Raw genomic sequence first — 22,946 nt, 5'->3', positions numbered from 1 at the left:
CTCTACATAGCGCCCACCGCACGCGGGGACGTAGCTCAGTCGGTTAGAGCGCCGGCCTGTCACGCCGGAGGTCGCGGGTTCAAGTCCCGTCGTCCTCGCCATCCCATTCCGCGAATGTCTCTGAAAATCAGCAGGTTGGTCTAAGGGGTCGCGGCGAAAGCGCACAGGTGCCTTCGCTTGGCTTTTGCGCCTTGCCGACCTATCTTCCGCCGCGTCCGATGCTGGGCTTCTCCGCGCCATCGGGCGCTGCACCCTCGAAGCTGGCTGGTCTGCGATGGAAGCGTACTTGGCCGAGTATATGCCGATCCTGATCTTTCTCGCGATCGCGATCGGCCTTGCGGTGATCATCATCGGCGCCTCCCTGTTCGTCGCGCCGCAGCATCCGGAGCGGGAGAAGCTCTCGGCCTACGAATGCGGCTTCGAGCCGTTCGGGGACGCGCGCGGCCGCTTCGACGTCCGGTTCTACCTCGTGGCGATCCTGTTCATCATCTTCGACCTCGAGGTGGCCTTCCTCTTTCCGTGGGCCGTGAGCCTCGGGAACATCGGCCTGTTCGGGTTCTGGTCGATGATCGTGTTCCTGGCCGTGCTCACGGTCGGCTTCATCTACGAATGGCGCAAAGGAGCGTTGGAATGGGAGTGAGCACGAGGACCAACATCGCTCCGCCGGTTCCGACCCAGGCCAACCTGTTCGAGCAGGTCAACGCCGGTCTGCAGAAGGACGGCTTCTTCGTCACGAAGCTCAACGATCTCGTCAACTGGGCCCGCTCGGGCTCGATGTGGCCGATGACCTTCGGCCTCGCCTGCTGTGCGGTCGAGATGATGCATGCGGCAGCCTCGCGCTACGATCTCGACCGCTACGGCGTGGTGTTCCGGCCGAGTCCCCGCCAGTCGGACGTCATGATCGTGGCGGGCACCTTGTGCAACAAGATGGCGCCGGCCTTCCGCAAGGTCTACGATCAGATGGCCGAGCCGCGCTACGTGCTGTCGATGGGGAGCTGCGCCAACGGCGGCGGCTACTACCATTACAGCTACTCGGTGGTCCGCGGCTGCGACCGGATCGTGCCGGTGGACGTCTACGTGCCGGGCTGTCCGCCGACCGCGGAGGCCCTGGTCTACGGCATCCTGCTGCTGCAGAAGAAGATCCGCCGCACCGGCACCATCGTCCGCTGATCGGCAGCCTCTTGGGAGCTTGGGCAGATGAGCGCGCATATCTGGACGCAGCCTAAGGTGGCGCTCGAGGAGATGCTGGCTTTGATCGAGCCGGCTCTGGGCGACGTCCTGGTCGCAAGCTCGCTCGCACGGGACGAGCTCACCATCGTCGTGCAGGGTGCGGCGATCGCCAAGGTCCTGACCTATCTTCGCGACGAGCCCTCGCTCCTGTTCAAAGAGCTGGTCGACATCTGCGGCGTCGATTATCCCGAGCGCGAGCGCCGGTTCGACGTCGTCTACCACCTGCTCTCGCTGCACCACAACCAGCGCATCCGGGTGAAGGTCGAGACCGACGAGGCGACGCCGGTGCCGTCGGTGGTTTCGGTCTTCCCGACCGCGGGCTGGTTCGAGCGCGAGGCCTGGGACATGTACGGGATCCTGTTCAGCGACAATCCCGACCTCAGGCGGCTCCTCACCGACTACGGCTTCGAGGGGCATCCCCTGCGCAAGGACTTCCCGCTCACGGGCTATGTCGAGATGCGCTACGACGAGGAGCAGAAGCGCGTCGTCTACGAGCCGGTGAAGCTGCGGCAGGATTTCCGTACCTTCGATTTCCTCTCGCCATGGGAGGGGGGCGGCGGCTATTTGCCCGGCGACGAGAAGGCGAGCGCCTGACCCTTCCGATCGGCCGGTGCTCCGGAACAGACGACAGCACGAGATTCGGGGCTAGGACGCCATGCCCGACATTCAGATGCGCAACTTCCAGATCAACTTCGGCCCGCAGCATCCGGCGGCGCATGGCGTGCTGCGGCTGATCCTGGAGATGGACGGCGAGGTCGTCGAGCGCGCCGACCCGCACATCGGGCTCCTGCACCGCGGCACCGAGAAGCTGATGGAGTACCGGCCCTACCTCCAGAACATCGGCTATTTCGACCGGATGGACTACTGCTCCATGCTGCTGCAGGAGCATGCCTACGTCCTTGCGGTCGAGAAGCTCCTGGGGGTGGAGGTGCCGATCCGGGCGCAGTACATCCGTGTGCTGTTCGACGAGATCACGCGCATCTTGAACCACCTCCTCAACGTCACCACCATGGCGCTGGATGTCGGTGCCATGACGCCGCTCCTTTGGATGTTCGAGGAGCGCGAGAAGCTCATGCACTTCTACGAGCGCGTCTCGGGGGCGCGGATGCACGCCTTCTACTACCGCTTCGGCGGGGTGGATCGCGATCTGCCCAAGGGCCTCGAGGAGGAGATCGCGGCCTGGATCGACCAGTTCGTGCCCAAGTTCGAGGACATGGACGCGCTCTTGACCGACAACCGGATCTTCAAGCAGCGCACGGTCGACGTCGGCACGGTCTCGGCCGAGGATGCTCTGGCCTGGGGCTTCAGCGGTCCGATGCTGCGCGCCTCGGGTATCGCCTGGGATCTCCGGAAGGCACAGCCCTACGAGGTCTACGACCGGATGGACTTCGACATCCCGGTCGGCAAGAACGGCGACTGCTGGGACCGCTATCTCGTCCGCATGCTCGAGATCCGCGAGTCCCTGAAGATCATGCGCCAGTGCCTCGAGCAGATGCCGGAAGGCCCGGTGATGGTGCGCGACCAGAAGGTGGCGCCGCCGCCGCGGAGCGAGATGAAGCGTTCGATGGAGGCCTTGATCCATCACTTCAAGCTGTTCACCGAGGGTGTCCACGTGCCCGCGGGCGAGGTCTATGCCGCGGTCGAGAGCGGCAAGGGCGAGTTCGGCGTCTACCTGGTCTCGGACGGCACCAACAAGCCCTACCGCTGCAAGGTCCGCTCGCCGGGCTACGTCCACCTGCAGGCGCTCGACTTCATGAGCAAGGGCCACACGCTCGCCGATGTGCCGGCGATCATCGGCTCGCTCGACATCGTTTTCGGGGAGATCGACCGGTGAGCGCACCCGCCGGCAAGGCCGAAGTGAAGGGCGTCATGGCGCCGGACGTGAGCGAGTTCGCGTTCACGCCCGAAAGCATGGCCGAGGCCGAGAAGCATCTCGCCAAGTACCCGCCGGACCGCAGGCAGAGCGCCGTCCTGCCGCTCCTGCATCTGGCGCAGAAGCAGCACGGCGGCTGGCTGCCACGCGCCGCCCTCGACTATGTCGCGGACTTCCTGGGCATGCCCCGGATCCGTGTCTACGAGGTCGCGACCTTCTACGACATGTTCAACACCGAGCCGACGGGCCGGATCCAGGTGCGGGTCTGCACCACGACCCCGTGCTGGCTGTGCGGCTCGGACGACATCGTGCGCGCCTGCAAGGAGGTGCTGGGCATCGAGGTCGGCCAGTCGACCGACGACGGCCGGTTCTTTTTGCGCGAGTTCGAATGCCTCGGGGCCTGCGCCAACGCGCCCGTGCTCTGGGTCGACGACGACTTCTACGAGGATCTCGACTACGAGAAGACCAAGGCGATCCTCGAGGCCCTGAAGCGGGGCGAGCGCCCGCAGCCGGGGCCGCAGAACGGCCGCAAGGCCTCGATGCCCTTGGGCGGCAAGACGACCCTGACCGAGCTGGGTGACTGACGCGCCATGCTGCACGACCGGGACCGCATCTTCACCAATCTCTACGGCGAGCAGCCCTGGACCCTGGATGCGGCGCGCAGGCGCGGCGACTGGGACGCGACCAAGGACCTGATCGCGAAAGGCCGCGATACGATCATCCAGGAGATCAAGGACAGCGGCCTGCGTGGTCGCGGCGGTGCCGGCTTCCCGACCGGGCTCAAGTGGTCGTTCATGCCGAAGCAGCCGACGGGTCCGGCCTATCTCGTGGTGAATGCCGACGAGTCCGAGCCCGGTACCTGCAAGGACCGCGAGATCATCCGCCACGAGCCGCACAAGCTCATCGAAGGCTGCCTCGTCGCCGGCTTCGCCATGGGCTGCACGGCGGCCTACATCTATATCCGCGGCGAGTTCATCCGCGAGGCCGAGGTTCTGGACGCCGCCATCAAGGAAGCCTATGACGCCGGTCTTATCGGCAGGAACGCGGCGGGCTCCGGCTACGATTTCGACCTCTATCTCCACCGTGGTGCCGGTGCCTACATCTGCGGCGAGGAGACGGCGCTCATCGAGAGCCTCGAGGGCAAGAAGGGTCAGCCGCGCCTGAAGCCGCCGTTCCCGGCCATGGTCGGCCTCTACGGCCGCCCGACCACGGTGAACAACGTCGAGACGATCGCGGTCGCACCCACGATCCTCCGCCGCGGTGCCTCCTGGTTCGCGAGCCTCGGCCGGCCCAACAACACCGGCACCAAGATCTTCTGCATCTCCGGCCACGTGAACCGTCCGTGCACGGTCGAGGAGGAGATGGGCATTCCGCTCAAGACCCTCCTCGAGAAGCATTGCGGCGGCGTGCGCGGGGGCTGGGACAACCTGCTCGCGGTGATCCCGGGCGGCTCGTCCGTGCAGCTCATCCCGAAGTCGATCTGCGACACGATCCGGATGGACTTCGACTCTTTACGTGAGGTGCAGAGCGGCCTCGGCACGGCCGGTGTGATCGTCATGGACAAGTCCACGGACGTGGTGAAGGCGATCGCTCGGCTCTCGAAGTTCTACATGCACGAGTCGTGCGGCCAGTGCACGCCCTGCCGCGAGGGCACGGGCTGGCTCTGGCGCATGGTGACGCGCATGGCCGAGGGCCGGGCCAAGGTCGAGGAGATCGATCTCCTGTGGGACGTCACCAAGGAGATCGAGGGCCATACGATCTGCGCGCTCGGCGATGCGGCCGCATGGCCGGTGCAGGGCCTGATCCGGCATTTCCGCCCCGAGATCGAGCGGCGGATCCTCGAGTACACGCAGCACACGCGGCGCGCGGCCTGAGGCGGCGGGCGGTGCGCTCCCTTTCGCATTGAGAGCAGGCTAGGACGACACGATGCCGAAGCTGACGATCGACGGACAGGAGGTCGAGGTCCCGCCGGGCTCGACGGTGCTCCAGGCCTGCGAGGCGGCCGGCCGCGAGATTCCCGTTTTCTGCTACCATCCCAGGCTCAACATCGCCGGCAACTGCCGCATGTGCCTGGTCGAGGTCGAGAAGATGCCGAAGCCGCAGGCTTCCTGCGCACTGCCGGCGGCGGAAGGCATGGTGGTCAAGACCAATACGCCGGCCATCCACAAGGCGCGCCGCGGCGTGCTCGAGCTGCTGCTGATCAACCACCCGCTCGACTGCCCGATCTGCGACCAGGGCGGCGAGTGCGATCTGCAGGACCTCACCCTGTTCTACGGGCCGGACCACTCGCGCTTCGCCGAGAACAAGCGGCCCGTGCCCGACAAGTATCTGGGCCCCCTGATCTCGACCCACATGACGCGCTGCATCCACTGCACGCGCTGCATCCGTTTCTTCACGGAAGTGGCGGGTGTCGAGGAGCTGGGTGCCGTCAATCGCGGCGAGCACATGGAGATCACGACCTGGGTCGAGAAGGCCCTGGGCTCGGAGATCTCGGGTAACGTCATCGACCTGTGCCCGGTGGGTGCGCTCAACAACAAGCCGGGCGAGTACCGCTTCCGCACCTGGGAGCTCAAGAAGACCGAATCGGTCGACGTCCTGGATGCCGTTGGCTGCAACATCCGCGTCGACAGTCGCGGCAGCGAGGTCATGCGCATCCTGCCGCGGCTCAACGAGGACGTGAACGAGGAGTGGATCTCGGACAAGACCCGCTTCTCCTGCGACGGCCTGAAGCGCCGCCGGCTCGACGTGCCGATGGTCAAGCGCGACGGCCGGCTGCAGCCGGCGGAGTGGCGCGACGCGTTCGGCGCCATCCGCGACCGGCTCCAGGGTGTGGACGGCCGGAAGGTGGCGTTCGTCGTTGGCGACCTCGTCGACTGCGAGACCATGGTGCTGGTCAAGGAGCTGGCCGCCCGGCTCGGCACGCCGCACGTCGACTGCCGCCAGGACGGGGCCGCGCTCGATGCCAGTACCCGTGCCGGCTATCTCTTCAACACCACGATCGCCGGCATCGAGCAGGCCGATGTCTGCCTCCTGATCGGCACCAACCCGCGCTGGGAAGCGCCGATCATCAACGCGCGGCTTCGGAAGCGCTGGCGGCAGGGCGGCTTCAAGGTGGCGCGCATCGGTGCCGTCCATCCCTTGACCTACCCGGTCGAGGATCTGGGTGCCGGTCCCGACACGCTCCAGGCTCTGCTCGCGGGCGACATCGCCTTCGCCGAGACGCTGCGTCGGGCCAAGAACCCGATGGTGATCGTGGGGCAGGGGGCTCTGGCCCGTCCCGACGGTGCTGCCGTCCTCGCCGCCGTGTGCGAGCTCGCCGATGCGTTCGGCATGGTCCGTGACGACTGGAACGGCTTCAACGTGCTGCACACCGCGGCGGCGCGCGTCGGCGGCCTCGATCTGGGTCTCGTGCCGGGCGAGGGCGGACGCGACGTGGCCGGCATCCTGGCCGGTGCCGAGAGCGGCGAGATCGAGGTCGTGTTCCTGATCGGCGCCGACGAGATCGACACGAAGCCGCTCGGGAAGGCGTTCGTGATCTATCAGGGCCATCACGGCGACCGCGGGGCGCATGCCGCCGACGTGATCCTGCCGGGTGCCGCCTACACCGAGAAGAACGCGTCCTACGTCAATACCGAGGGCCGGCTGCAGCGGGCGAGCCTCGCCATCTTCCCGCCCGGCGAGGCCAAGGAGGACTGGAAGATCCTGCGCGCCCTCTCCGAGGTCCTGGGCAGGACGGTGCCGCTCGACACGTTGGCGCAGGTGCGCGCCCGTATGGCCGAGATGGCACCCGTGCTGGCGACACCCGACGTGGTCACGAAGGCCGCCTGGGGGACCTTCGGCCGGCCGGGCGAGCTCGGCAAGGCGCCGTTCGTCTCGCCGATCACCGACTTCTACCTCACCAACCCCATCAGCCGGGCGTCGGCGGTGATGGAGGAGTGCAGCGCGCTCTTCGTCCGCGGCGGCCAGCTCGGAGCGACAGGGACCCATGGCTGACCTCTGGACCGGCATGGTCTGGCCCGTGGCGATCACGGTCGTCCAGATCCTCCTGATCGTGGTGCCGCTCCTGGTGGCAGTGGCCTACGTCACGTACGCCGAGCGCAAGGTGATCGGTTTCATGCAGCTCCGCCAGGGCCCGATGACGGTGGGCCCCTACGGTCTGCTGCAGCCTCTGGCCGACGGCCTCAAGCTGTTCGTCAAGGAGACCGTGGTCCCGAGCGGCGCCAACCGCTTCGTCTTCATCCTCGCACCCTGCGTCACCTTCATTCTGGCCTTGATCGGCTGGGCGGTGATCCCGTTCGGCGAGGGCATGGTACTGGCCGACATCAATGTCGGCGTGCTCTACCTCTTCGCCATCAGCTCGCTCGGCGTCTACGGCATCATCATGGCGGGCTGGGCGTCGAACTCGCGCTACGCCTTCCTGGGGGCCTTGCGCAGCTCGGCGCAGATGGTGAGCTACGAGATCGCGATCGGCCTCATCATCCTGAGCGTCCTGATCAGCGCCGGCTCCTTGAACCTCTCGGACATCGTGCGGGCGCAGAAGACCGTCTGGTTCTTCATCCCGCATTTTCCGATGTTCATGATCTTCCTGGCCTCGATCCTGGCCGAAACCAACCGGCATCCCTTCGACCTGCCGGAGGACGAGGCGACACTGGTGACCGGCTACAACGTCGAGTACAGCTCGATGGCGTTCGCCCTCTTCTTCCTGGGCGAGTACGCCAACATGATCCTGATGAGCGGGATCACCTCGGTGCTGTTCCTGGGTGGCTGGCTGCCTCCGTTCGACATCTTCCCGTTCACCCTGATCCCCGGTCCGATCTGGTTCATCTTGAAGATCTGCCTCGTGCTGTTCGTGTTCTTCTGGGCACGGGCGACGCTGCCGCGCTACCGCTACGACCAGCTGATGCGTCTGGGCTGGAAGGTGTTCCTGCCCGCCTCGCTGCTCTGGGTGGTGCTGACGGCAGGCTTCATGGTGACCTTCGATCTGCTGCCGCATCACTGAGCGCGGAGCCCCGGGATCTTTGGAGGCAAGGATGGCGACCCTCGATCGTGTGGCGCGCACGCTCCTCTGGCGGGAGCTCGTGACCGGCTTTGCGCTCACGCTGAAGTACATGTTCAAGAAGAAGGTCACGCTCAACTATCCTTACGAGCGTGGCCCGCTTTCGCCGCGCTTTCGCGGCGAGCACGCGCTCCGGCGCTATCCCAACGGCGAGGAGCGCTGCATCGCCTGCAAGCTGTGCGAGGCGATCTGCCCTTCGCAGTGCATCGTCATCGAGAGCCAGCCGCGCGCCGACGGCAGCCGCCGCACCACGCGCTACGACATCGACATGACGAAGTGCATCTATTGCGGCCTGTGCGAGGAGGCGTGCCCGGTGGACGCCATCGTGCTCGGGCCCAACTACGAGTTCGCTACGGAGACGCGCGAGGAGCTGTTCTACAACAAGGAGAAGCTCCTCGCGAACGGCGAGCGTTGGGAGCGCGAGATCGCGGCCAACATCGCCGCCGATGCGCCCTATCGGTGAGCCGGTCGCGATGGCTCGCGCCTTTGACGACAACGACACCCGGCTAGTGGACGGGGGGACATGACCGTCGAGCTGTTCATCTTCTACGTATTGGCTGCGGTGACCGTAGCGTCGGGTGTCATGGTGATCTCGGCGCGCAACCCGGTCCACTCGGTGCTGTTCCTGATTCTCGCCTTCTTCAACTCGGCGGGCCTGTTCGTCCTGATCGGCGCCGAGTTCCTGGCGATGATCCTGGTCGTCGTCTATGTCGGCGCCGTGGCGGTGCTGTTTATGTTCGTCGTCATGATGCTCGACATCAACTTCCTGCGCATGCAGGAAGGTTTCATGAAGTACCTGCCCGTGGGACTTCTGGTCGGGATCATCCTCCTGGCCGAGCTCGTGCTCGTGGGCGGCACCTGGGCGTTCCAGGGCACCACCGAGGCGGCGGCTCCCGTAGCCGCCCAGCCGGTCAGCAACACCGAAGCGCTCGGCAACCTGCTCTACACGCAGTACTTCTACCTGTTCCAGGCCGCGGGCCTCATCCTCCTGGTCGCGATCATCGGCGCCATCACCCTCACCTTGCGCCGCCGCCCCGGCGTGCGCCGGCAGGACATCGCCCGCCAGGTGCACCGCCGCCGCGAGGAGACGGTGGAGCTCCGGAAGGTCCGTTCGGGGAGCGGCATCTGATGTCGATCGCACTTTCGCATTACCTCACGCTGGCCGCGGTCCTGTTCACGACCGGCGTGTTCGGCATCTTCCTCAACCGGAAGAACGTCATCGTCATCCTGATGTCGATCGAGCTCATCCTGCTCGCGGTCAACATCAACTTCGTGGCGTTCTCGGCCTATCTCCACGATCTCGCGGGGCAGGTGTTCGCGATGTTCGTGCTCACGGTCGCTGCCGGCGAGGCGGCGATCGGGCTCGCGATCGTCGTGGTCTACTTCCGCAACCGCGGAAGCATCGAGGTCGACGACATCAACATGATGCGGGGCTGAGGGCAGGACATGCTGCAGATCCTCCTCGTCTTCTCGCCGCTTCTTGGCGCCATCGTCGCGGGCTTCTTCGGCCGCCTGATCGGCGATCGAGCCTCGCAGTGGGTGACCTGCGGCCTCATGGGTGTCTCGGCCTTGTGCGCCTGGATCAATCTGTTCGCCAATCTCGGCGAGCCCATGTTCCAGGTCGAGATCATGCGCTGGATCAGCGTCGGCAGCTTCGACGCGCGCTGGATGCTCCGGGTCGATTCGCTCTCGACCATCATGATGCTGGTCGTGAGCTTCATCAGCTTCCTGATCCACGTCTACTCCGTGGGCTACATGGCCCACGACAACAGCATCCCGAGGTTCATGAGCTATCTCTCGCTCTTCACCTTCGCGATGTTGATGCTCGTCACCTCCGACAACCTGATCCAGCTCTTCTTCGGCTGGGAGGGCGTGGGCCTCGCCTCCTACCTCCTGATCGGCTTCTGGTACACGCGGCCCTCGGCCTGTGCTGCGGCGATCAAGGCGTTCATCGTCAACCGGGTCGGCGACTTCGGCCTCGTGCTCGGTGTCGCCGCCACCTTCCTCGTGTTCGACTCGATCCAGTACGACGTCATCTTCGGCAAGACGCACGAGATCGCCTCGACCACGATCCATGCCTTCGGCCACGACTTCCAGACCCTGAACCTGATCGGCGTGCTGCTGTTCATCGGCGCCATGGGCAAGTCGGCGCAGCTTCCGCTGCACACCTGGCTTCCCGATGCCATGGAGGGTCCGACTCCGGTCTCGGCGCTGATCCATGCCGCTACCATGGTGACGGCCGGCGTCTTCCTCGTCGCGCGCTTCTCGCCGCTCTACGAGTACGCTCCGGCGGCGACGACGCTCATCACCTTCATCGGCGCCTCCACCGCGATCTTCGCCGCCACCGTCGGCCTCACCCAGTTCGACATCAAGCGGGTGATCGCGTACTCGACCTGCTCGCAGCTCGGCTACATGTTCTTCGCCTGCGGCGTCGGCGTCTATGGGGCCGGCATCTTCCACCTCTACACCCATGCCTTCTTCAAGGCGCTCCTGTTCCTGGGCGCCGGTTCCGTGATCCACGCCATGTCCGACGAGCAGGACATGCGGCGCATGGGCGGCATCTGGAAGCACATCAAGATCACCTATGCGGTGATGTGGATCGGCACGCTGGCCTTGATCGGCTTTCCGGGCTTCGCCGGCTATTTCAGCAAGGACGCGATCCTAGAGGCCGCCTGGGCATCGGACCGTCCGCTCCATTTCTACGCCTTCTGGCTGGGTGTGATCGCGGCCGTGCTCACCGCGTTCTACTCGGGCCGACTGATCTGGCTCACCTTCCACGGCGAGCCACGCGCCGACGAGGAGACCATGCACCACGTCCACGAGAGCCCGCCCGTGATGACGATCCCGCTCATCGTCCTCGCCGCCGGCGCGGTGCTGGCCGGCTGGCTGGGCCAGGGCATGGTCGAGCCCGAGAGCGAGTTCTGGGCCGGTTCCATCTACTACGGGGAGCACAACCACGTGCTGCACGCGATGCACGAGGTGCCGTTCCTGGTCCGCCTGGCGCCGTTCTTCGCCATGGTGGTGGGCCTCGGGCTCTCCTACTACTGCTACATGGCGCGGCCGGGTCTCTCGGTGCGGATCGCGGAGGCCGCAGGTCCCATCAACCGCTTCTTCTTCAACAAGTGGTACTTCGACGAGCTCTACGACCTCCTGTTCGTCCGCACCGCCAAGGCCCTGGGCCTCGTCTTCTGGCGCGGCGGTGACGTCGGCATCATCGACCGCTTCGGCCCCGATGGCGTCGCCGCCTCGACGCTGTTCACGGCGCGCCGTGCGACGCGGCTCCAGACCGGCTACCTCTATCACTATGCCTTCGTCATGCTCATCGGCGTCGCGGCGCTCGTGAGCTGGTACCTCTATCTGACCCTCGGGTGAGGCTCATGGGCGACTGGCCGCTTCTTTCGCTCGTCACCTTCCTGCCGCTGGTGGGTGCCGGCTTCATTCTCTGCATCCGCGGCGAGGTCGAGGTCGTGGCGCGCAACAGCCGGAGCGTCGCGCTCTGGACGTCGCTCGTCACCTTCCTTCTCTCGCTTCTGGTGTGGGGCAACTTCGATCCGGTGCAGCCCGGCTTCCAGCTCGTCGAAAAGGCGCCCTGGCTCGCCGGGCTCGGCATCACCTACTACATGGGCGTGGACGGCATCTCGCTCTGGTTCGTGCTGCTCTCCACGCTCCTGACCGTCGTGGTCGTGATCGGCTCCTGGCACTCGGTCCATACCCGGGTAAAGGAGTACATGATCGCGTTCCTGCTCATGGACTCGCTCATGGTGGGCGTGTTCTGTGCCCTGGACGCGATCCTGTTCTATCTCTTCTTCGAGGGCATCCTGATCCCGATGTACCTCATCATCGGCATCTGGGGCGGCCCGCGGCGGATCTACGCCGCCTTCAAGTTCTTCCTCTACACGCTCCTGGGTTCGGTCCTGTTCCTGGTCGCGATCCTCGTGATCTATCTGCACACGGGCACCACCGAGATCCCGGAGATGACGGCCCGCCTGCACGCGAGCGGCCTCGACCTCTCGATCCAGAAGTTCCTGTGGATTGCGATGTTCGCTTCTTTCGCGGTCAAGGTGCCGATGTGGCCGTTCCACACCTGGCTGCCCGACGCCCACGTCGAGGCTCCGACCGCGGGCTCGGTGCTGCTCGCCGGTGTGCTCCTGAAGCTCGGTGGCTACGGTTTCCTCAGGTTCTCCCTGCCGATGCTGCCCGAGGCCTCGGCCTATTACGCGCCCTTCGTGTTCACGCTCTCCATCGTCGCCATCGTCTACACCTCGCTCGTGGCGCTGATGCAGAACGACATGAAGAAGCTCATCGCCTACTCCTCGGTGGCGCACATGGGCATCGTCACGATCGGCATCTTCACGCCGAACGCGCTGGGCGTCGAGGGCAGCATCATGCAGATGCTCTCGCACGGGCTCGTCTCGGGCGCTCTCTTCATGGTGGTGGGCGTGGTCTACGATCGCATCCACAGCCGCGAGATCGCGGCCTATGGCGGGCTCGCGGAAGCCATGCCGGTCTACGCCTTCACCTTCATGCTGTTCATGATGGCGTCCGTGGGCCTGCCCGGCACCAGCGGCTTCATCGGCGAGATCCTGGTCATCGTCGGCATCTTCCAGTTCTCGAGCTGGGTCGCGGCCTTCGCCGCCACCGGCATGATCCTGGGCGCCGCCTACATGCTCTGGCTCTATCGGCGCGTCATCTTCGGCGCGCTCGTCAAGGAGAGCCTCAAGGGCATTCGCGACATGCGCTTCAACGAGGTGGTTGCCTTCGCCCCGCTCGTGGTGCTGGCACTCGTCATGGGCGTCTACCCGTCGCTGTTCCTCGATCCCATGCACGCTTCGGTCGACCAGCTCCTCGCGCAGATCGGCGTCGAGACCACCAAGCTGGCGCTGCGCTGAGGAAGGAAGCCGGACCATGACCTTCGATCTGACGCCGGTCCTCTCGGAGCTGATCCTGTTCGTGGGCGTGCTGGCGCTTCTGCTCGTGGGCGCCTTCCGCGAGCAGGACGCGACCAGCCGCCTCCTGGCGCCGCTCGCCATCCTCACCCTGATCGTGGCCGCGATCGTCGTGATCGCCCAGGACAAGACCAGAGCCCTGGGCTTCGACGGCCACTTCGTGTTCGACGGCTACGCCGCGTTCCTGAAGGTGCTGATCCTCCTGGGCTCGGCCGGAGCCCTGGCCCTCGCCGGCGGCTTCCTCCAGGACGAGCGCATCGACCGGTTCGAGTACCCGCTGCTCGTCCTGTTCGCCTCGCTCGGCATGAGCATGATGGTCTCGGCCAACAGCCTCATCGCGCTCTACATGTCGCTGGAGCTGCAGAGCCTGTCCATCTACGTGATGGCTGCCTTCCATCGCGACAATCTGCGCTCGACCGAGGCGGGCCTGAAATACTTCGTCCTGGGTGCCCTGGCCTCGGGCATGCTCCTTTACGGCTGCTCGCTCGTCTACGGCTTCAGCGGCACGCTGCAGTTCGACGCACTGGCGACCTTGTGGTCGGGTGCGGACGGTGGGGCCAAGGGCCTGCCGCTCGGCGCTCTCGTCGGCCTGATCTTCGTGGTCTCGGGCCTCGCCTTCAAGATGGCCGCCGTGCCGTTCCACATGTGGACGCCCGACGTCTACGAGGGCGCCCCCTCGCCGGTCACCGCCTTCATGGCGGGTGCGCCCAAGGTCGCGGCCGTGGGCCTCCTGCTCCGCGTGCTGATGGGGCCGTTCCACCAGTGGGTCGACCAGTGGCAGCAGATCGTGATCGTGGTCTCGATCGCCTCCATGGCGCTGGGCTCCTTCGCTGCCATCGGCCAGAGCAACTTCAAGCGACTGATGGCCTATAGCGGCATCGCCAATGTCGGCTACGCGCTCGTGGGCGTCGCTGCCGGAACGGCCGGCGGCATCAACGGCGCCTTGGTCTACATGGCGATCTATCTTTTCATGACGATCGGCACCTTCGCCTGCATCCTCCTGATGCGCCGTCAGGGCCGCTACGTCGAATCAATCGCCGATCTCGCGGGCCTGTCGCGGCGGCGGCCGATGATGGCGCTGGCCCTTGCCATCTTCATGTTCTCCCTGGCCGGCATTCCGCCGCTCGCGGGCTTCATCGGCAAGCTCTACGTGTTCAAGGCGGCGATCGATGCCGGCCTGATCCGGTTCGCCGTTCTGGGTGTCGTCATCTCGGTCGTAGGCGCCTACTATTACCTGCGGATCGTCAAGATCATGTATTTCGACGAGCCCGCCGAGGCGTTCGATCCGCCGACCTATCCGGCGGTCGGCTCGGTGGTCGCGATCTGCGCCGTGCTGATGCTGTTCTTCGTGATCCCGGTCCTGTCCTCGCCGATCCTGGGTTCCGCCCAGACGGCCGCGACGGCACTCGCCAAGTGAGTCTCGGCAGCGATCTGCCGCACGGCTTCCGCTGTCTTCGTCTCGAGGAAGCCACGAGCACCAACGACGTGGCCTGCGGCCTCGCCGAGCGGGGCGAGGCTGCGGGCCTGTTCGTGGTGGCCGAGCGCCAGACGGCCGGACGAGGACGGCTCGGCCGGATCTGGCAGTCGCCGCCGGGCAATCTCTACGCATCCTTGATCCTGCGCCCCGACCGCCACTCGCTCGCCGAGGCCTCGACCCTTTCTCTCGTCGCTGCCCTGGCCCTGGCCGAGGCCGTGGAGCTGCTGTCGGCAGGGGCGGTTTCCCCGCGGATGAAGTGGCCGAACGACGTCCTGATCGCGGGTGCGAAGACCGCGGGCATTCTGCTCGAGGGGAACGCGGATGCGACGGGACGTTGCGCCTGGCTCGTGATCGGCATCGGGGTGAACGTCCGCTGGTCGCCGCCCGAGGAGGCGGTGCCCTATCCGGTGACCCGCCTCGCGGCGCAGCCCGGACTCGGCGATATCGAGCCCATGCTTCTGCTCCATGCCCTGACCGGACCTTTGCGGCAGCGGCTCGCGGCCTGGGAGGAGGGCGGCTTCGCGGCTCTGCGCGCCGCGTGGCTCGCCCGCGCCCATCGCCTTGGCGCCGTCGTGGAGTTCAAAGTCGGAAGCGGGATCATCCAGGGTCGTTTCGTCGACGTGGACGGAACCGGTGCCATCCACCTTGAGCGGGCTCCGGGCGGGATCGAGCGCTTCACGGCCGGCGAGATCGTGCTCGGCTGAGCATGGCGGCCGGCCGTCGACCGGCATCGGCTCTGGCTCTCGTGCGCCGCCGGCGCTAGAACGACATCGCCGGAAACGGGGATCCAGGCGAGCAGACGGAAGCGGAGTTCATGCTCCTCGCGATCGATGTCGGCAATACCAACACGGTCTTCGCGCTCTACCGCGAGCCCGAGCTCGTCGGGCAGTGGCGCCTGTCGACCAACCGTGAGCGGACGGCAGAGGAATACGCGGCCGCCCTGATCCAGCTCATGCGGCTCAAAGGCTTCTCCCACGAGCAGGTGGAAGCCGTCGTGATCTCGAGCGTGGTGCCGCAGGCGGTCATCGGCCTGCGCTGGATGAGCCGCGACTTCTTCGGCTGCCGTGCCTTCGTCGTCGGCGAGGATCTGGAATATCCGATCAAGGTGAGCCTGACGAACCCGCACGAGGTCGGCGCCGACCGCGTGGTCAACGCCGTGGCGGCGAAGAAGCGCTACAAGCCGCCGCTCATCATCGTCGATTTCGGCACCGCCACTACCTTTGACGTGGTCGACGAGGCTGGCGCTTATTGCGGCGGCGCCATTGCCCCCGGCATCAACCTGTCGCTCGAGGCGCTCCACCGTGCCGCGGCCAAGCTGCCGCGCATCGCCGTGGAGCCGCCGGAACGGGTGGTCGGCCGCTCCACGGTCGAGGCCATGCAGTCCGGCGTGTTCTGGGGCTACGTCGGCCTGATCGAGGGGCTCGTCGGCCGTATCCAGAGCGAGCACGGCAAGCCGATGACGGTGATCGGAACCGGTGGACTGGCGCCTCTGTTCGCCAAGCGCTGCCCAGCGCTGCAGCACATCGACCGTGACCTCACCATGGCCGGTTTGCTCGAGATCTATGCCATGAACCGCGAGCTGATCCGCTCGGGAAAGGGGCAGTCCGCGTGACCGCATTCTCCGACCTGCGTTTTGTCGCCCTGGGCGGGGCCGGCGAGATCGGCGTCAATGCCTATCTCTATGGTCTCGAGGGCCGTTGGCTGATGGTCGACCTCGGCATCGGCTTTGCCGACGACCGCCTGCCCGGTGTCGACATCGTTCTCCCCGATCTCCGCTTCATCGAGGAACAGCGCTCGGCGCTGGATGGTATCGTCATCACCCACGCCCACGAGGACCACGTGGGTGCCGTGCCCTATCTCTGGCAGCGCCTCGGCTGCCCGGTCTGGTGCACGCCCTTCGCCGCGGCGGTCCTGCGCGCGAAGCTCGCCGAGACCGAGATCGCGCGCGAGGTGCCGATCAACGTCGTCGAGCCGGGCGAGCGCTTTCGCGTGGGCGGCTTCGAGTGCCGCTTCGTCCACGTCACCCACTCGATCCCCGATTCCAACGCCCTCGTCCTCGACACGCCCTTCGGGCGCGTGCTCCATACCGGCGACTGGAAGCTCGATCCGGCACCGCTCGTGGGTGCTCGGACCGACGTGGCGACGCTGGAGGCGGTGGGGCGGGAAGGGGTGCTGGCCCTCGTCGGCGACAGCACGAACGTGCTCTCGCCCGGCACCTCCGGCTCCGAGGCCGAGGTGCGCGAGAGCCTGACCAGGCTGATCGCCGATCAGCCCTATCGAGTGGTGCTCACCACCTTTTCCTCCAACATAGCGCGGCTCGAGACGGCGATGCTGGCGGCCCATGCCGCCGGCCGCGAGATCTTCGTGGTCGGGCGCTCCATGCGCCGCATGATCGAGGCGGCGCGCGAGGTCGGCTATCTCAAGGACATCCCGCCGATCCGCGACGAGCGCGAGGCCGAGCTCCTGCCGCGCGACCGCGTGCTCTACCTGTGCACCGGCAGCCAGGGCGAGTCGCGCAGCGCTCTCGTACGCATCGCCGGCCACCAGCACCCGCGCGTGCGCCTCGAGCCGGGCGATGCCGTGATCTTCAGCGCCAAGATCATCCCCGGCAACGAGCGCACGCTCTACAATCTGCACAACCAGCTCGTCCGCTCCGGCATCGAGGTGATCACCGAGGTCGACCATTTCGTCCACGTCTCGGGCCATCCGTGCCGGGACGAGGTCGAGCAGATGTATCGCTGGATCAAGCCCAAGATCGCGATCCCGGTGCACGGCGAGGCGCGCCACCTGCACGCGCACCAGCGCCTGGCGCAGGATCTCGGCATCGAGCACGCCGTTCTGATCGAGAACGGCGACGTGCTGCGGATCGCACCCGGCGCGCCCGAGGTCGTCGACGAGATCCCGGTCGGCCGGATGGTCATGGAGACCGACGGCCTGGTCGAGGCCGGCGACGATCTGTTCCGCACGCGCCGGCGGCTCATGAACCACGGCACGATTCTCGTGAGCCTCGTGCTCGACGAGGAGGGGAGCATCCTGGCCCCGCCGCAGCTCACGCCTCTGGGCGCCTTCGAGGCGGACCGGTTCGGCGAGATCAAGGGGCAGGTCTGCGACGCGATCGCCGATGCCGTCGAGGACATGAGCGACGAGGCTGTGCGCGACGACGAGCGCGTGCGCGAGATCGTGCGTGTGGCGCTGCGCCAGGCGCTCGACCTGCCCCGTCACCGGCGCCCGATCGTCGAGGTCCAGATCACCCGGCTGAGCGCCGAGACGCTCGCCGCTCTCGAGGAGTGAACCGCCCCATGCTCGGTCGCCTGAACCACGTCGCCATCGCCGTCCCCGACATCGAGGCCGCCGCCCGCCACTATCGCGACGTGCTGGGGGCCCGGACCTCGCCCGTCGAAGATCAGCCCGAGCACGGGGTACAGACCGTGTTCATCGAGCTGCCCAACACCAAGATCGAACTTCTGGGCGTGCTCGGGGATGCCTCGCCGATCAGGAGCTTCCTCGACAAGAACCCGTCGGGCGGCATCCACCACGTCTGCTACGAGGTCGAGGACATCCTGGCTGCCCGTGACCGGCTGCGGCAGCAGGGGGCTCGGGTGCTGGGCGACGGCGAGCCCAGGATCGGCGCCCACGGCAAGCCCGTCCTGTTCCTGCATCCCAAGGATTTCCAGGGCACCCTCATCGAGCTCGAGCAGGCATGAACATCTACGGTGCCATCGTCACCTTCGCCGTGGTCTGGTGGCTGATCTTCTTCATGGCCCTGCCGATCGGTGTCTCGCCCGAGGAGAACCCGCAGGTCGGCAATGTCGAGAGCGCGCCGGCCAGACCCCGGCTCCTGCTCAAGGCCGCGATCACGACCGTGCTCGCCGTCCTCGTCACTTACGCCATCGCCTGGTTCATCGGCAGCGGCCTCGTCGACCTGCGGCCGCATCGGCTTTCTTAGGCCGAAGCCGTCCCGGAGGGCGAAAGCACTGCCCGGCGCTCGGCCGGTGCTTTCGCCTCCTGCTGGAGTGCCGTTGTCCTTTTGTTCCGGGCTGCCGTGGTGGTGCAGCCGGTGCTCGGTCGCGGCGGGCCGAGCCAAAGGTTCCGTGTGTTCTCTTGCCGGCTGCAAGCCGGGTTTGGAACCGGAGCCCTCCTGGTCGCTTTTTCTTATGGATAACCGTGGTGCGTTATCGGCACATGGTGCTCTGCCGTTCACTGTTCAGCCGCTGGAAAGTAGAAGCACTGCCATGGTTCTTTGATGCTGTGGCAGGAGGGGCTGTATGACCCCATAGGATCACCGCGATGTGATCAACTAAAACTTCGGCAAATTTTGTGTAAAAGCTATTAGGGTTCTTTCAACGAAAACGTGTCGGTAAATCCACGGACTTTTTTTGTGTCGCCGCCCCTTGCATCGAGTTCGACGAGCGTCTATATGAGAGGCGTGTCTTGGGAGTTCCCCTGTGACACCCGACTTGAGGCGTTTCCTCCCTACTAGGCCGTGGCAGCAAGCTGCGGCCTTTTTCTTTGCCGCGGGCGGGAATGTTCTTAACTCTAAGTTGACGTCTGCTGGAGAGAGCAAGCGTTCCAGGAATGTTCCCTGTCCGCCCGCGCGGTGCTTTCGCGTTGCCGAACCGGCGCTCCCTGCCTAGAGTGCGCGCGCTCCCAAACAGGTAGATGTGCCGCCGATGCGTCTGTCGCGCTATTTCCTCCCCGTGCTCAAGGAGGCCCCGGCCGAGGCCGAGATCGTCTCGCACAAGCTCATGCTGCGCGCCGGCATGATCCAGCAGCTTTCGGCGGGCATCTATAGCTGGCTGCCGCTCGGCTTCGCCGTCCTGAAGAAAGTCGAGCAGATCGTCCGCGAGGAGATGAACGCGGCGGGTGCGATCGAGATCCTGATGCCGACCATCCAGCCGGCCGATCTCTGGCGCGAGAGCGGGCGCTACGAGGCTTACGGCAAGGAGATGCTGCGCATCAAGGACCGGCACGAGCGCGAGATGCTCTACGGGCCGACCAACGAGGAGAACGTCACCGACATCTTCCGTCGGCACGTGCGCAGCTACCGGCAGCTTCCGCTCAACCTCTACCACATCCAGTGGAAGTTCCGGGACGAGATCCGGCCGCGCTTCGGCGTGATGCGCGGGCGCGAGTTCCTGATGAAGGACGCCTACAGCTTCGACCTCGACTACGAAGGGGCGAAGCGCTCTTACGACAACATGTTCGTAGCGTATCTTCGCGCCTTCAAGCGCATGGGCCTCACCGCCATTCCGATGCAGGCCGAGACCGGCCCGATCGGCGGCAACATGAGCCACGAGTTCCAGATCCTGGCCCAGACCGGCGAGAGTGCCGTCTATTACGATGCGGCCTTCGAGCAGATCGACTTCAACGCTCCCGATCTCGACCCGGAGATGCTGCGCTCGCTCTACGCCGCCGCCGACGAGAAGCACGATCCGGCGAGCTGTCCGGTGCCGCCGGAGCGCCTGCGCTCCGGCCGCGGCATCGAGGTCGGCCACATCTTCTATTTCGGCACCAAGTACTCGAAGCCCATGGGAGCCGTGGTCATGGGCCCCGACGGGACCGAGGTGCCGGTCGAGATGGGCTCCTACGGCATCGGCGTCTCGCGACTCGTGGGGGCGCTCATCGAAGCGTTTCACGACGAGAAGGGCATCATCTGGCCCGAGAGCGTCGCCCCGTTCCGCATCGGCCTCGTCAATCTCCGCCCTGACGATGCCGCCACCACCGCCATGGCCGAGGAGCTCTACATGCGCTTCACCGCCATGGGTGTCGACGTGCTCTTGGACGACCGCGACGAGCGCGCCGGGGTGAAGTTCGCGACCATGGATCTGATCGGCCTGCCCTGGCAGGTGACGGTGGGCCCGCGCGGGGTCAAGGAGGACAAGGTCGAGATCAAGAGCCGCCGCACCGGCGAGCGCGAGGAGGTGACGCCGGTGGAGCTCCTGGAGCGTTTCGCCGGCTGATGGCCTTCGGTCGTTTCGAGCGCCTGGTCGCCTGGCGGTACCTGCGGCCGACCAGGGGCGAGGGCTTCATCTCGGTCATCGCGGGCTTCGCGCTGATCGGCATAGCGCTCGGGGTCGGCACGCTCATCGTGGTGCTCGCCGTGATGAACGGCTTTCGCGTCGAGCTCCTGGGCCGGGTGCTGGGCGTCAACGGCCATGCCACCGTGGTGAGCGGCCCCGCCGGCATCGCCAGCTTCGACGCGCTGACAAAGCGCCTCGACGGTGCCCCCGGTGTGGTCGCCGTCATGCCCTATGTCGAGGGCCAGGTGATGGTGAGCGCCAACGGCGTGGCCGCGGGGGCGATCGTCCGCGGCGTGCGGCCGGAGGAGCTGCAGAAACGCGAGGTGATCGCGGGCCACGTCGTGCAGGGCTCGCTCGTGGGGCTCAACGCGCCGGGCTCGGCCGCCATCGGCAGCCGCATGGCCGAGCGCATGGGCCTCGGCCTCGGCAGCCAGCTCACCCTGATCTCGCCCAAGGGCGCCGCCACCGCGTTCGGCAGCGTGCCGCGCATCAAGACCTTCACGGTGGCCGCCATCTTCGAGGTCGGGATGTACGAGTACGACAACAGCTTCGTCTATATCCCGCTCGCCGACGCGCAAGCCTATTTCCAGCTCCCGGATCGCGTCAACGCTATCGAGATCATGGTCGACGATCCGGACCGGATCGGTGCCTACCGCCCGGAGCTGCAGTCCCGGCTCGGGCCCGACGTGCGCCTCGTCGACTGGCAGCAGCTCAACTCGCACTTCTTCGCGGCGCTACAGGTCGAGCGGAACGTGATGTTCCTGATCCTCACCCTCATCATCCTCGTGGCCGCCTTCAACATCATCACTGGCATCACCATGCTCGTGAAGAGCAAGGGCCGCGACATCGCCATCCTGCGCACCATGGGCGCCACGCGCGGCGCCATCCTGCGCGTGTTCTTCCTGAGCGGTGCCTCGATCGGCATCGTCGGCACGCTCACGGGCTTCGTCCTGGGGCTCGCCTTCGCGCTCAACATCGACACGATCCGCAAAGGGCTCGAGAGCCTGACCGGTACCGAGCTCTGGTCGGCCGAGATCCGCTTCCTCTCCGAGCTGCCGGCCAAGGTCGAGGCGGGCGACGTGCTGAGCGTCGTCGCCATGGGTCTGATCCTCTCCTTCCTCGCCACGATCTACCCGGCCTGGCGTGCGGCCCGGCTCGATCCGGTGGAGGCGCTGCGCTATGAGTGAGCGGGCGCCCGTCCTGCGCCTCTCCGGCATCAAGCGCCGCTTCCGCCAGGGCGAGGTGGCGCTAGAGGTGCTGCAGGGCATCGATCTCGCTCTCGCACCCGGCACGATCGCCGCCCTGGTCGGCCCCTCCGGCGCCGGCAAGTCGACGCTTCTCCACATCGCGGGCCTGCTCGAGCGGCCGAGCGCCGGCGAGGTCGCGATCGACGGCCGGGCCTGCAGCGGGCTCGGCGATGCCGAGCGAACCCGGCTCCGGCGCGAGCGGATCGGCTTCGTCTACCAGTTTCACCACCTTTTGCCCGACTTCACGGCGCTCGAGAACGTGCTGATGCCGCAGCTCATCGCCGGCCGCGGCCGGCGCGAGGCGAGGGTGCGGGCGGAAGGACTCCTGAGCCGCCTCGGCCTTGCGCCCCGCCTCGATCACCGCCCGGCGCGCCTCTCGGGCGGCGAGCAGCAGCGGGTCGCGATCGCCCGGGCGCTCGCCAACGGCCCCGGCCTGATCCTGGCCGACGAGCCGACCGGCAATCTCGATCCGCACACCGCCGACGAGGTATTCAAGGTTCTGCTCGAGATCGTCCGCGAGACCGGCACGGCGGCGCTGATCGCGACCCACAACCCCGAGCTCGCCGCCCGGATGGACGTCACCTACCGCCTGATGGACGGCCGCTTGGCGCGGCTGCCGCTCGCGGCCTGAGGAAGGCTCGGGGTGCTAGCGCCGGCGTTATGTCGGTCCGGGAGAAGTCGTCGCCCTTGAACGGCAAGGGCTCGCCCCGGAGCTTCGCGAGCGCATAGGCAGCGCAGTCGGCGAAGCTCAGGACCGCCGGATGGAAGCCCCTCCCGAAGCGGAGATGGGCCTCGTGGGCGAGAACGACCTGGTCGGGATCGAAGGGGACGATCTCGACTGCGTCGACTTGTAGCCGAGCCAGGAAACGATCGACCGGGTCCGAGGGAAAACGGGCGCGGCCACGCGGTCCACGGCCCGAAAGCACCACCCGTGCCTCGTACACGTTGAGAGATGACATCGCGAGCGGCCTGACGCGCTCCAGCCGCTCGCGGATCGCCTTGCCGACGGCGGCCTCGACGCTCTCGCCCGTGGCCTCGGCCAGCTCCTACGCCAGCCGGTCGATCTGCTCGCAGTCGAGGCGCAGCGTCATGGTCGC

Annotated in this window: 23 protein-coding genes and 1 tRNA gene; 23 read left to right on the top strand and 1 reads right to left on the bottom strand. The window is 66.5% G+C overall.

Features of this window, described 5'->3' with window-relative positions:
• Positions 1 to 24 precede the first annotated feature (24 nt).
• The 23 genes from U1T56_RS00765 to U1T56_RS00655 all read left to right on the top strand — a co-directional run bounded on the left by U1T56_RS00765 (position 25) and on the right by U1T56_RS00655 (position 22,480).
• A tRNA-Asp gene (locus tag U1T56_RS00765) sits at positions 25 to 101 on the top strand.
• A 173-nt stretch (positions 102 to 274) separates the two neighbouring features.
• Entirely contained in the window at positions 275 to 640 is a 366-nt protein-coding gene (locus tag U1T56_RS00760) for an NADH-quinone oxidoreductase subunit A (RefSeq protein ID WP_418157517.1), read from the top strand.
• Entirely contained in the window at positions 631 to 1,170 is a 540-nt protein-coding gene (locus U1T56_RS00755) for a NuoB/complex I 20 kDa subunit family protein (RefSeq protein ID WP_418157516.1), read from the top strand. The genes U1T56_RS00760 and U1T56_RS00755 overlap by 10 nt, the downstream gene beginning before the upstream one ends.
• Before the next feature lie 27 nt (positions 1,171 to 1,197).
• Positions 1,198 to 1,824, top strand: a complete 627-nt coding sequence (locus U1T56_RS00750) for an NADH-quinone oxidoreductase subunit C (protein WP_418157515.1) — start codon at positions 1,198 to 1,200, stop codon at positions 1,822 to 1,824.
• A 61-nt stretch (positions 1,825 to 1,885) separates the two neighbouring features.
• Positions 1,886 to 3,064 carry an NADH-quinone oxidoreductase subunit D gene (locus U1T56_RS00745; RefSeq protein ID WP_418157514.1) on the top strand — a complete coding sequence of 393 codons (1,179 nt, stop codon included), beginning with the start codon at positions 1,886 to 1,888 and terminating at the stop codon, positions 3,062 to 3,064.
• A complete protein-coding gene (gene nuoE / locus U1T56_RS00740) occupies positions 3,061 to 3,687 on the top strand; it encodes an NADH-quinone oxidoreductase subunit NuoE (RefSeq protein WP_418157513.1) in 627 nt (208 codons plus the stop codon). Before U1T56_RS00745 ends, nuoE begins: the two co-directional genes overlap by 4 nt.
• Before the next feature lie 6 nt (positions 3,688 to 3,693).
• The gene (gene nuoF / locus U1T56_RS00735) at positions 3,694 to 4,977 is read left to right on the top strand and encodes an NADH-quinone oxidoreductase subunit NuoF (RefSeq protein ID WP_418157512.1); all 1,284 of its coding nucleotides are present in this window, start codon (positions 3,694 to 3,696) and stop codon (positions 4,975 to 4,977) included.
• 52 nt (positions 4,978 to 5,029) lie between these two features.
• Positions 5,030 to 7,096 (top strand): NADH-quinone oxidoreductase subunit NuoG, encoded by a 2,067-nt coding sequence (gene nuoG / locus U1T56_RS00730; RefSeq protein WP_418157511.1) that lies wholly within the window; start codon positions 5,030 to 5,032, stop codon positions 7,094 to 7,096.
• Complete coding sequence (gene nuoH, locus U1T56_RS00725; protein ID WP_418157510.1) at positions 7,089 to 8,102, top strand: NADH-quinone oxidoreductase subunit NuoH; 1,014 nt, start codon at positions 7,089 to 7,091, stop codon at positions 8,100 to 8,102. The genes nuoG and nuoH overlap by 8 nt, the downstream gene beginning before the upstream one ends.
• A 31-nt stretch (positions 8,103 to 8,133) precedes the next feature.
• Positions 8,134 to 8,622: an NADH-quinone oxidoreductase subunit NuoI gene (gene nuoI, locus U1T56_RS00720; protein WP_418157509.1), complete on the top strand. Its 489-nt coding sequence runs from the start codon at positions 8,134 to 8,136 to the stop codon at positions 8,620 to 8,622.
• Positions 8,623 to 8,682: 60 nt separating this feature from the next.
• On the top strand, positions 8,683 to 9,288 hold the full coding sequence (locus U1T56_RS00715) for an NADH-quinone oxidoreductase subunit J (protein WP_418157508.1): 606 nt from the start codon (positions 8,683 to 8,685) through the stop codon (positions 9,286 to 9,288).
• The gene (gene nuoK / locus U1T56_RS00710) at positions 9,288 to 9,596 is read left to right on the top strand and encodes an NADH-quinone oxidoreductase subunit NuoK (protein ID WP_418157507.1); all 309 of its coding nucleotides are present in this window, start codon (positions 9,288 to 9,290) and stop codon (positions 9,594 to 9,596) included. Before U1T56_RS00715 ends, nuoK begins: the two co-directional genes overlap by 1 nt.
• A 9-nt stretch (positions 9,597 to 9,605) precedes the next feature.
• On the top strand, positions 9,606 to 11,531 hold the full coding sequence (gene nuoL, locus U1T56_RS00705; protein WP_418157506.1) for an NADH-quinone oxidoreductase subunit L: 1,926 nt from the start codon (positions 9,606 to 9,608) through the stop codon (positions 11,529 to 11,531).
• A gap of 5 nt (positions 11,532 to 11,536) precedes the next feature.
• On the top strand, positions 11,537 to 13,048 hold the full coding sequence (locus U1T56_RS00700) for an NADH-quinone oxidoreductase subunit M (protein ID WP_418157505.1): 1,512 nt from the start codon (positions 11,537 to 11,539) through the stop codon (positions 13,046 to 13,048).
• 16 nt (positions 13,049 to 13,064) lie between these two features.
• Positions 13,065 to 14,522: an NADH-quinone oxidoreductase subunit NuoN gene (gene nuoN / locus U1T56_RS00695; protein WP_418157504.1), complete on the top strand. Its 1,458-nt coding sequence runs from the start codon at positions 13,065 to 13,067 to the stop codon at positions 14,520 to 14,522.
• The gene (locus U1T56_RS00690) at positions 14,519 to 15,286 is read left to right on the top strand and encodes a biotin--[acetyl-CoA-carboxylase] ligase (protein WP_418157503.1); all 768 of its coding nucleotides are present in this window, start codon (positions 14,519 to 14,521) and stop codon (positions 15,284 to 15,286) included. Before nuoN ends, U1T56_RS00690 begins: the two co-directional genes overlap by 4 nt.
• A gap of 110 nt (positions 15,287 to 15,396) precedes the next feature.
• Positions 15,397 to 16,194, top strand: a complete 798-nt coding sequence (locus tag U1T56_RS00685; protein ID WP_418157502.1) for a type III pantothenate kinase — start codon at positions 15,397 to 15,399, stop codon at positions 16,192 to 16,194.
• Positions 16,191 to 17,873: a ribonuclease J gene (locus tag U1T56_RS00680; RefSeq protein WP_418157501.1), complete on the top strand. Its 1,683-nt coding sequence runs from the start codon at positions 16,191 to 16,193 to the stop codon at positions 17,871 to 17,873. Before U1T56_RS00685 ends, U1T56_RS00680 begins: the two co-directional genes overlap by 4 nt.
• A gap of 8 nt (positions 17,874 to 17,881) precedes the next feature.
• Entirely contained in the window at positions 17,882 to 18,286 is a 405-nt protein-coding gene (gene mce / locus U1T56_RS00675; RefSeq protein WP_418157500.1) for a methylmalonyl-CoA epimerase, read from the top strand.
• On the top strand, positions 18,283 to 18,528 hold the full coding sequence (locus U1T56_RS00670) for a DUF1467 family protein (protein WP_418157499.1): 246 nt from the start codon (positions 18,283 to 18,285) through the stop codon (positions 18,526 to 18,528). Before mce ends, U1T56_RS00670 begins: the two co-directional genes overlap by 4 nt.
• A 724-nt stretch (positions 18,529 to 19,252) precedes the next feature.
• A complete protein-coding gene (gene proS, locus U1T56_RS00665; protein WP_418157498.1) occupies positions 19,253 to 20,542 on the top strand; it encodes a proline--tRNA ligase in 1,290 nt (429 codons plus the stop codon).
• Positions 20,542 to 21,789 (top strand): lipoprotein-releasing ABC transporter permease subunit, encoded by a 1,248-nt coding sequence (locus U1T56_RS00660; protein WP_418157497.1) that lies wholly within the window; start codon positions 20,542 to 20,544, stop codon positions 21,787 to 21,789. The genes proS and U1T56_RS00660 overlap by 1 nt, the downstream gene beginning before the upstream one ends.
• Positions 21,782 to 22,480, top strand: coding sequence for an ABC transporter ATP-binding protein (locus tag U1T56_RS00655; protein ID WP_418157496.1), 699 nt, complete (start codon positions 21,782 to 21,784; stop codon positions 22,478 to 22,480). Before U1T56_RS00660 ends, U1T56_RS00655 begins: the two co-directional genes overlap by 8 nt.
• Here U1T56_RS00655 and U1T56_RS00650 read toward each other — a convergent pair.
• Entirely contained in the window at positions 22,428 to 22,808 is a 381-nt protein-coding gene (locus tag U1T56_RS00650; RefSeq protein ID WP_418157495.1) for a type II toxin-antitoxin system VapC family toxin, read from the bottom strand. The two genes, U1T56_RS00655 and U1T56_RS00650, sit on opposite strands and share 53 nt — an antisense overlap.
• Positions 22,809 to 22,946 lie beyond the last annotated feature (138 nt).

This window comes from Benzoatithermus flavus (assembly GCF_037908215.1).
In the GTDB taxonomy this organism is placed as follows: domain Bacteria; phylum Pseudomonadota; class Alphaproteobacteria; order Geminicoccales; family Geminicoccaceae; genus Benzoatithermus; species Benzoatithermus flavus.
Note: the sequence above shows the minus strand (reverse complement) of the source record. Positions and strands in the feature narration are given on the sequence as shown.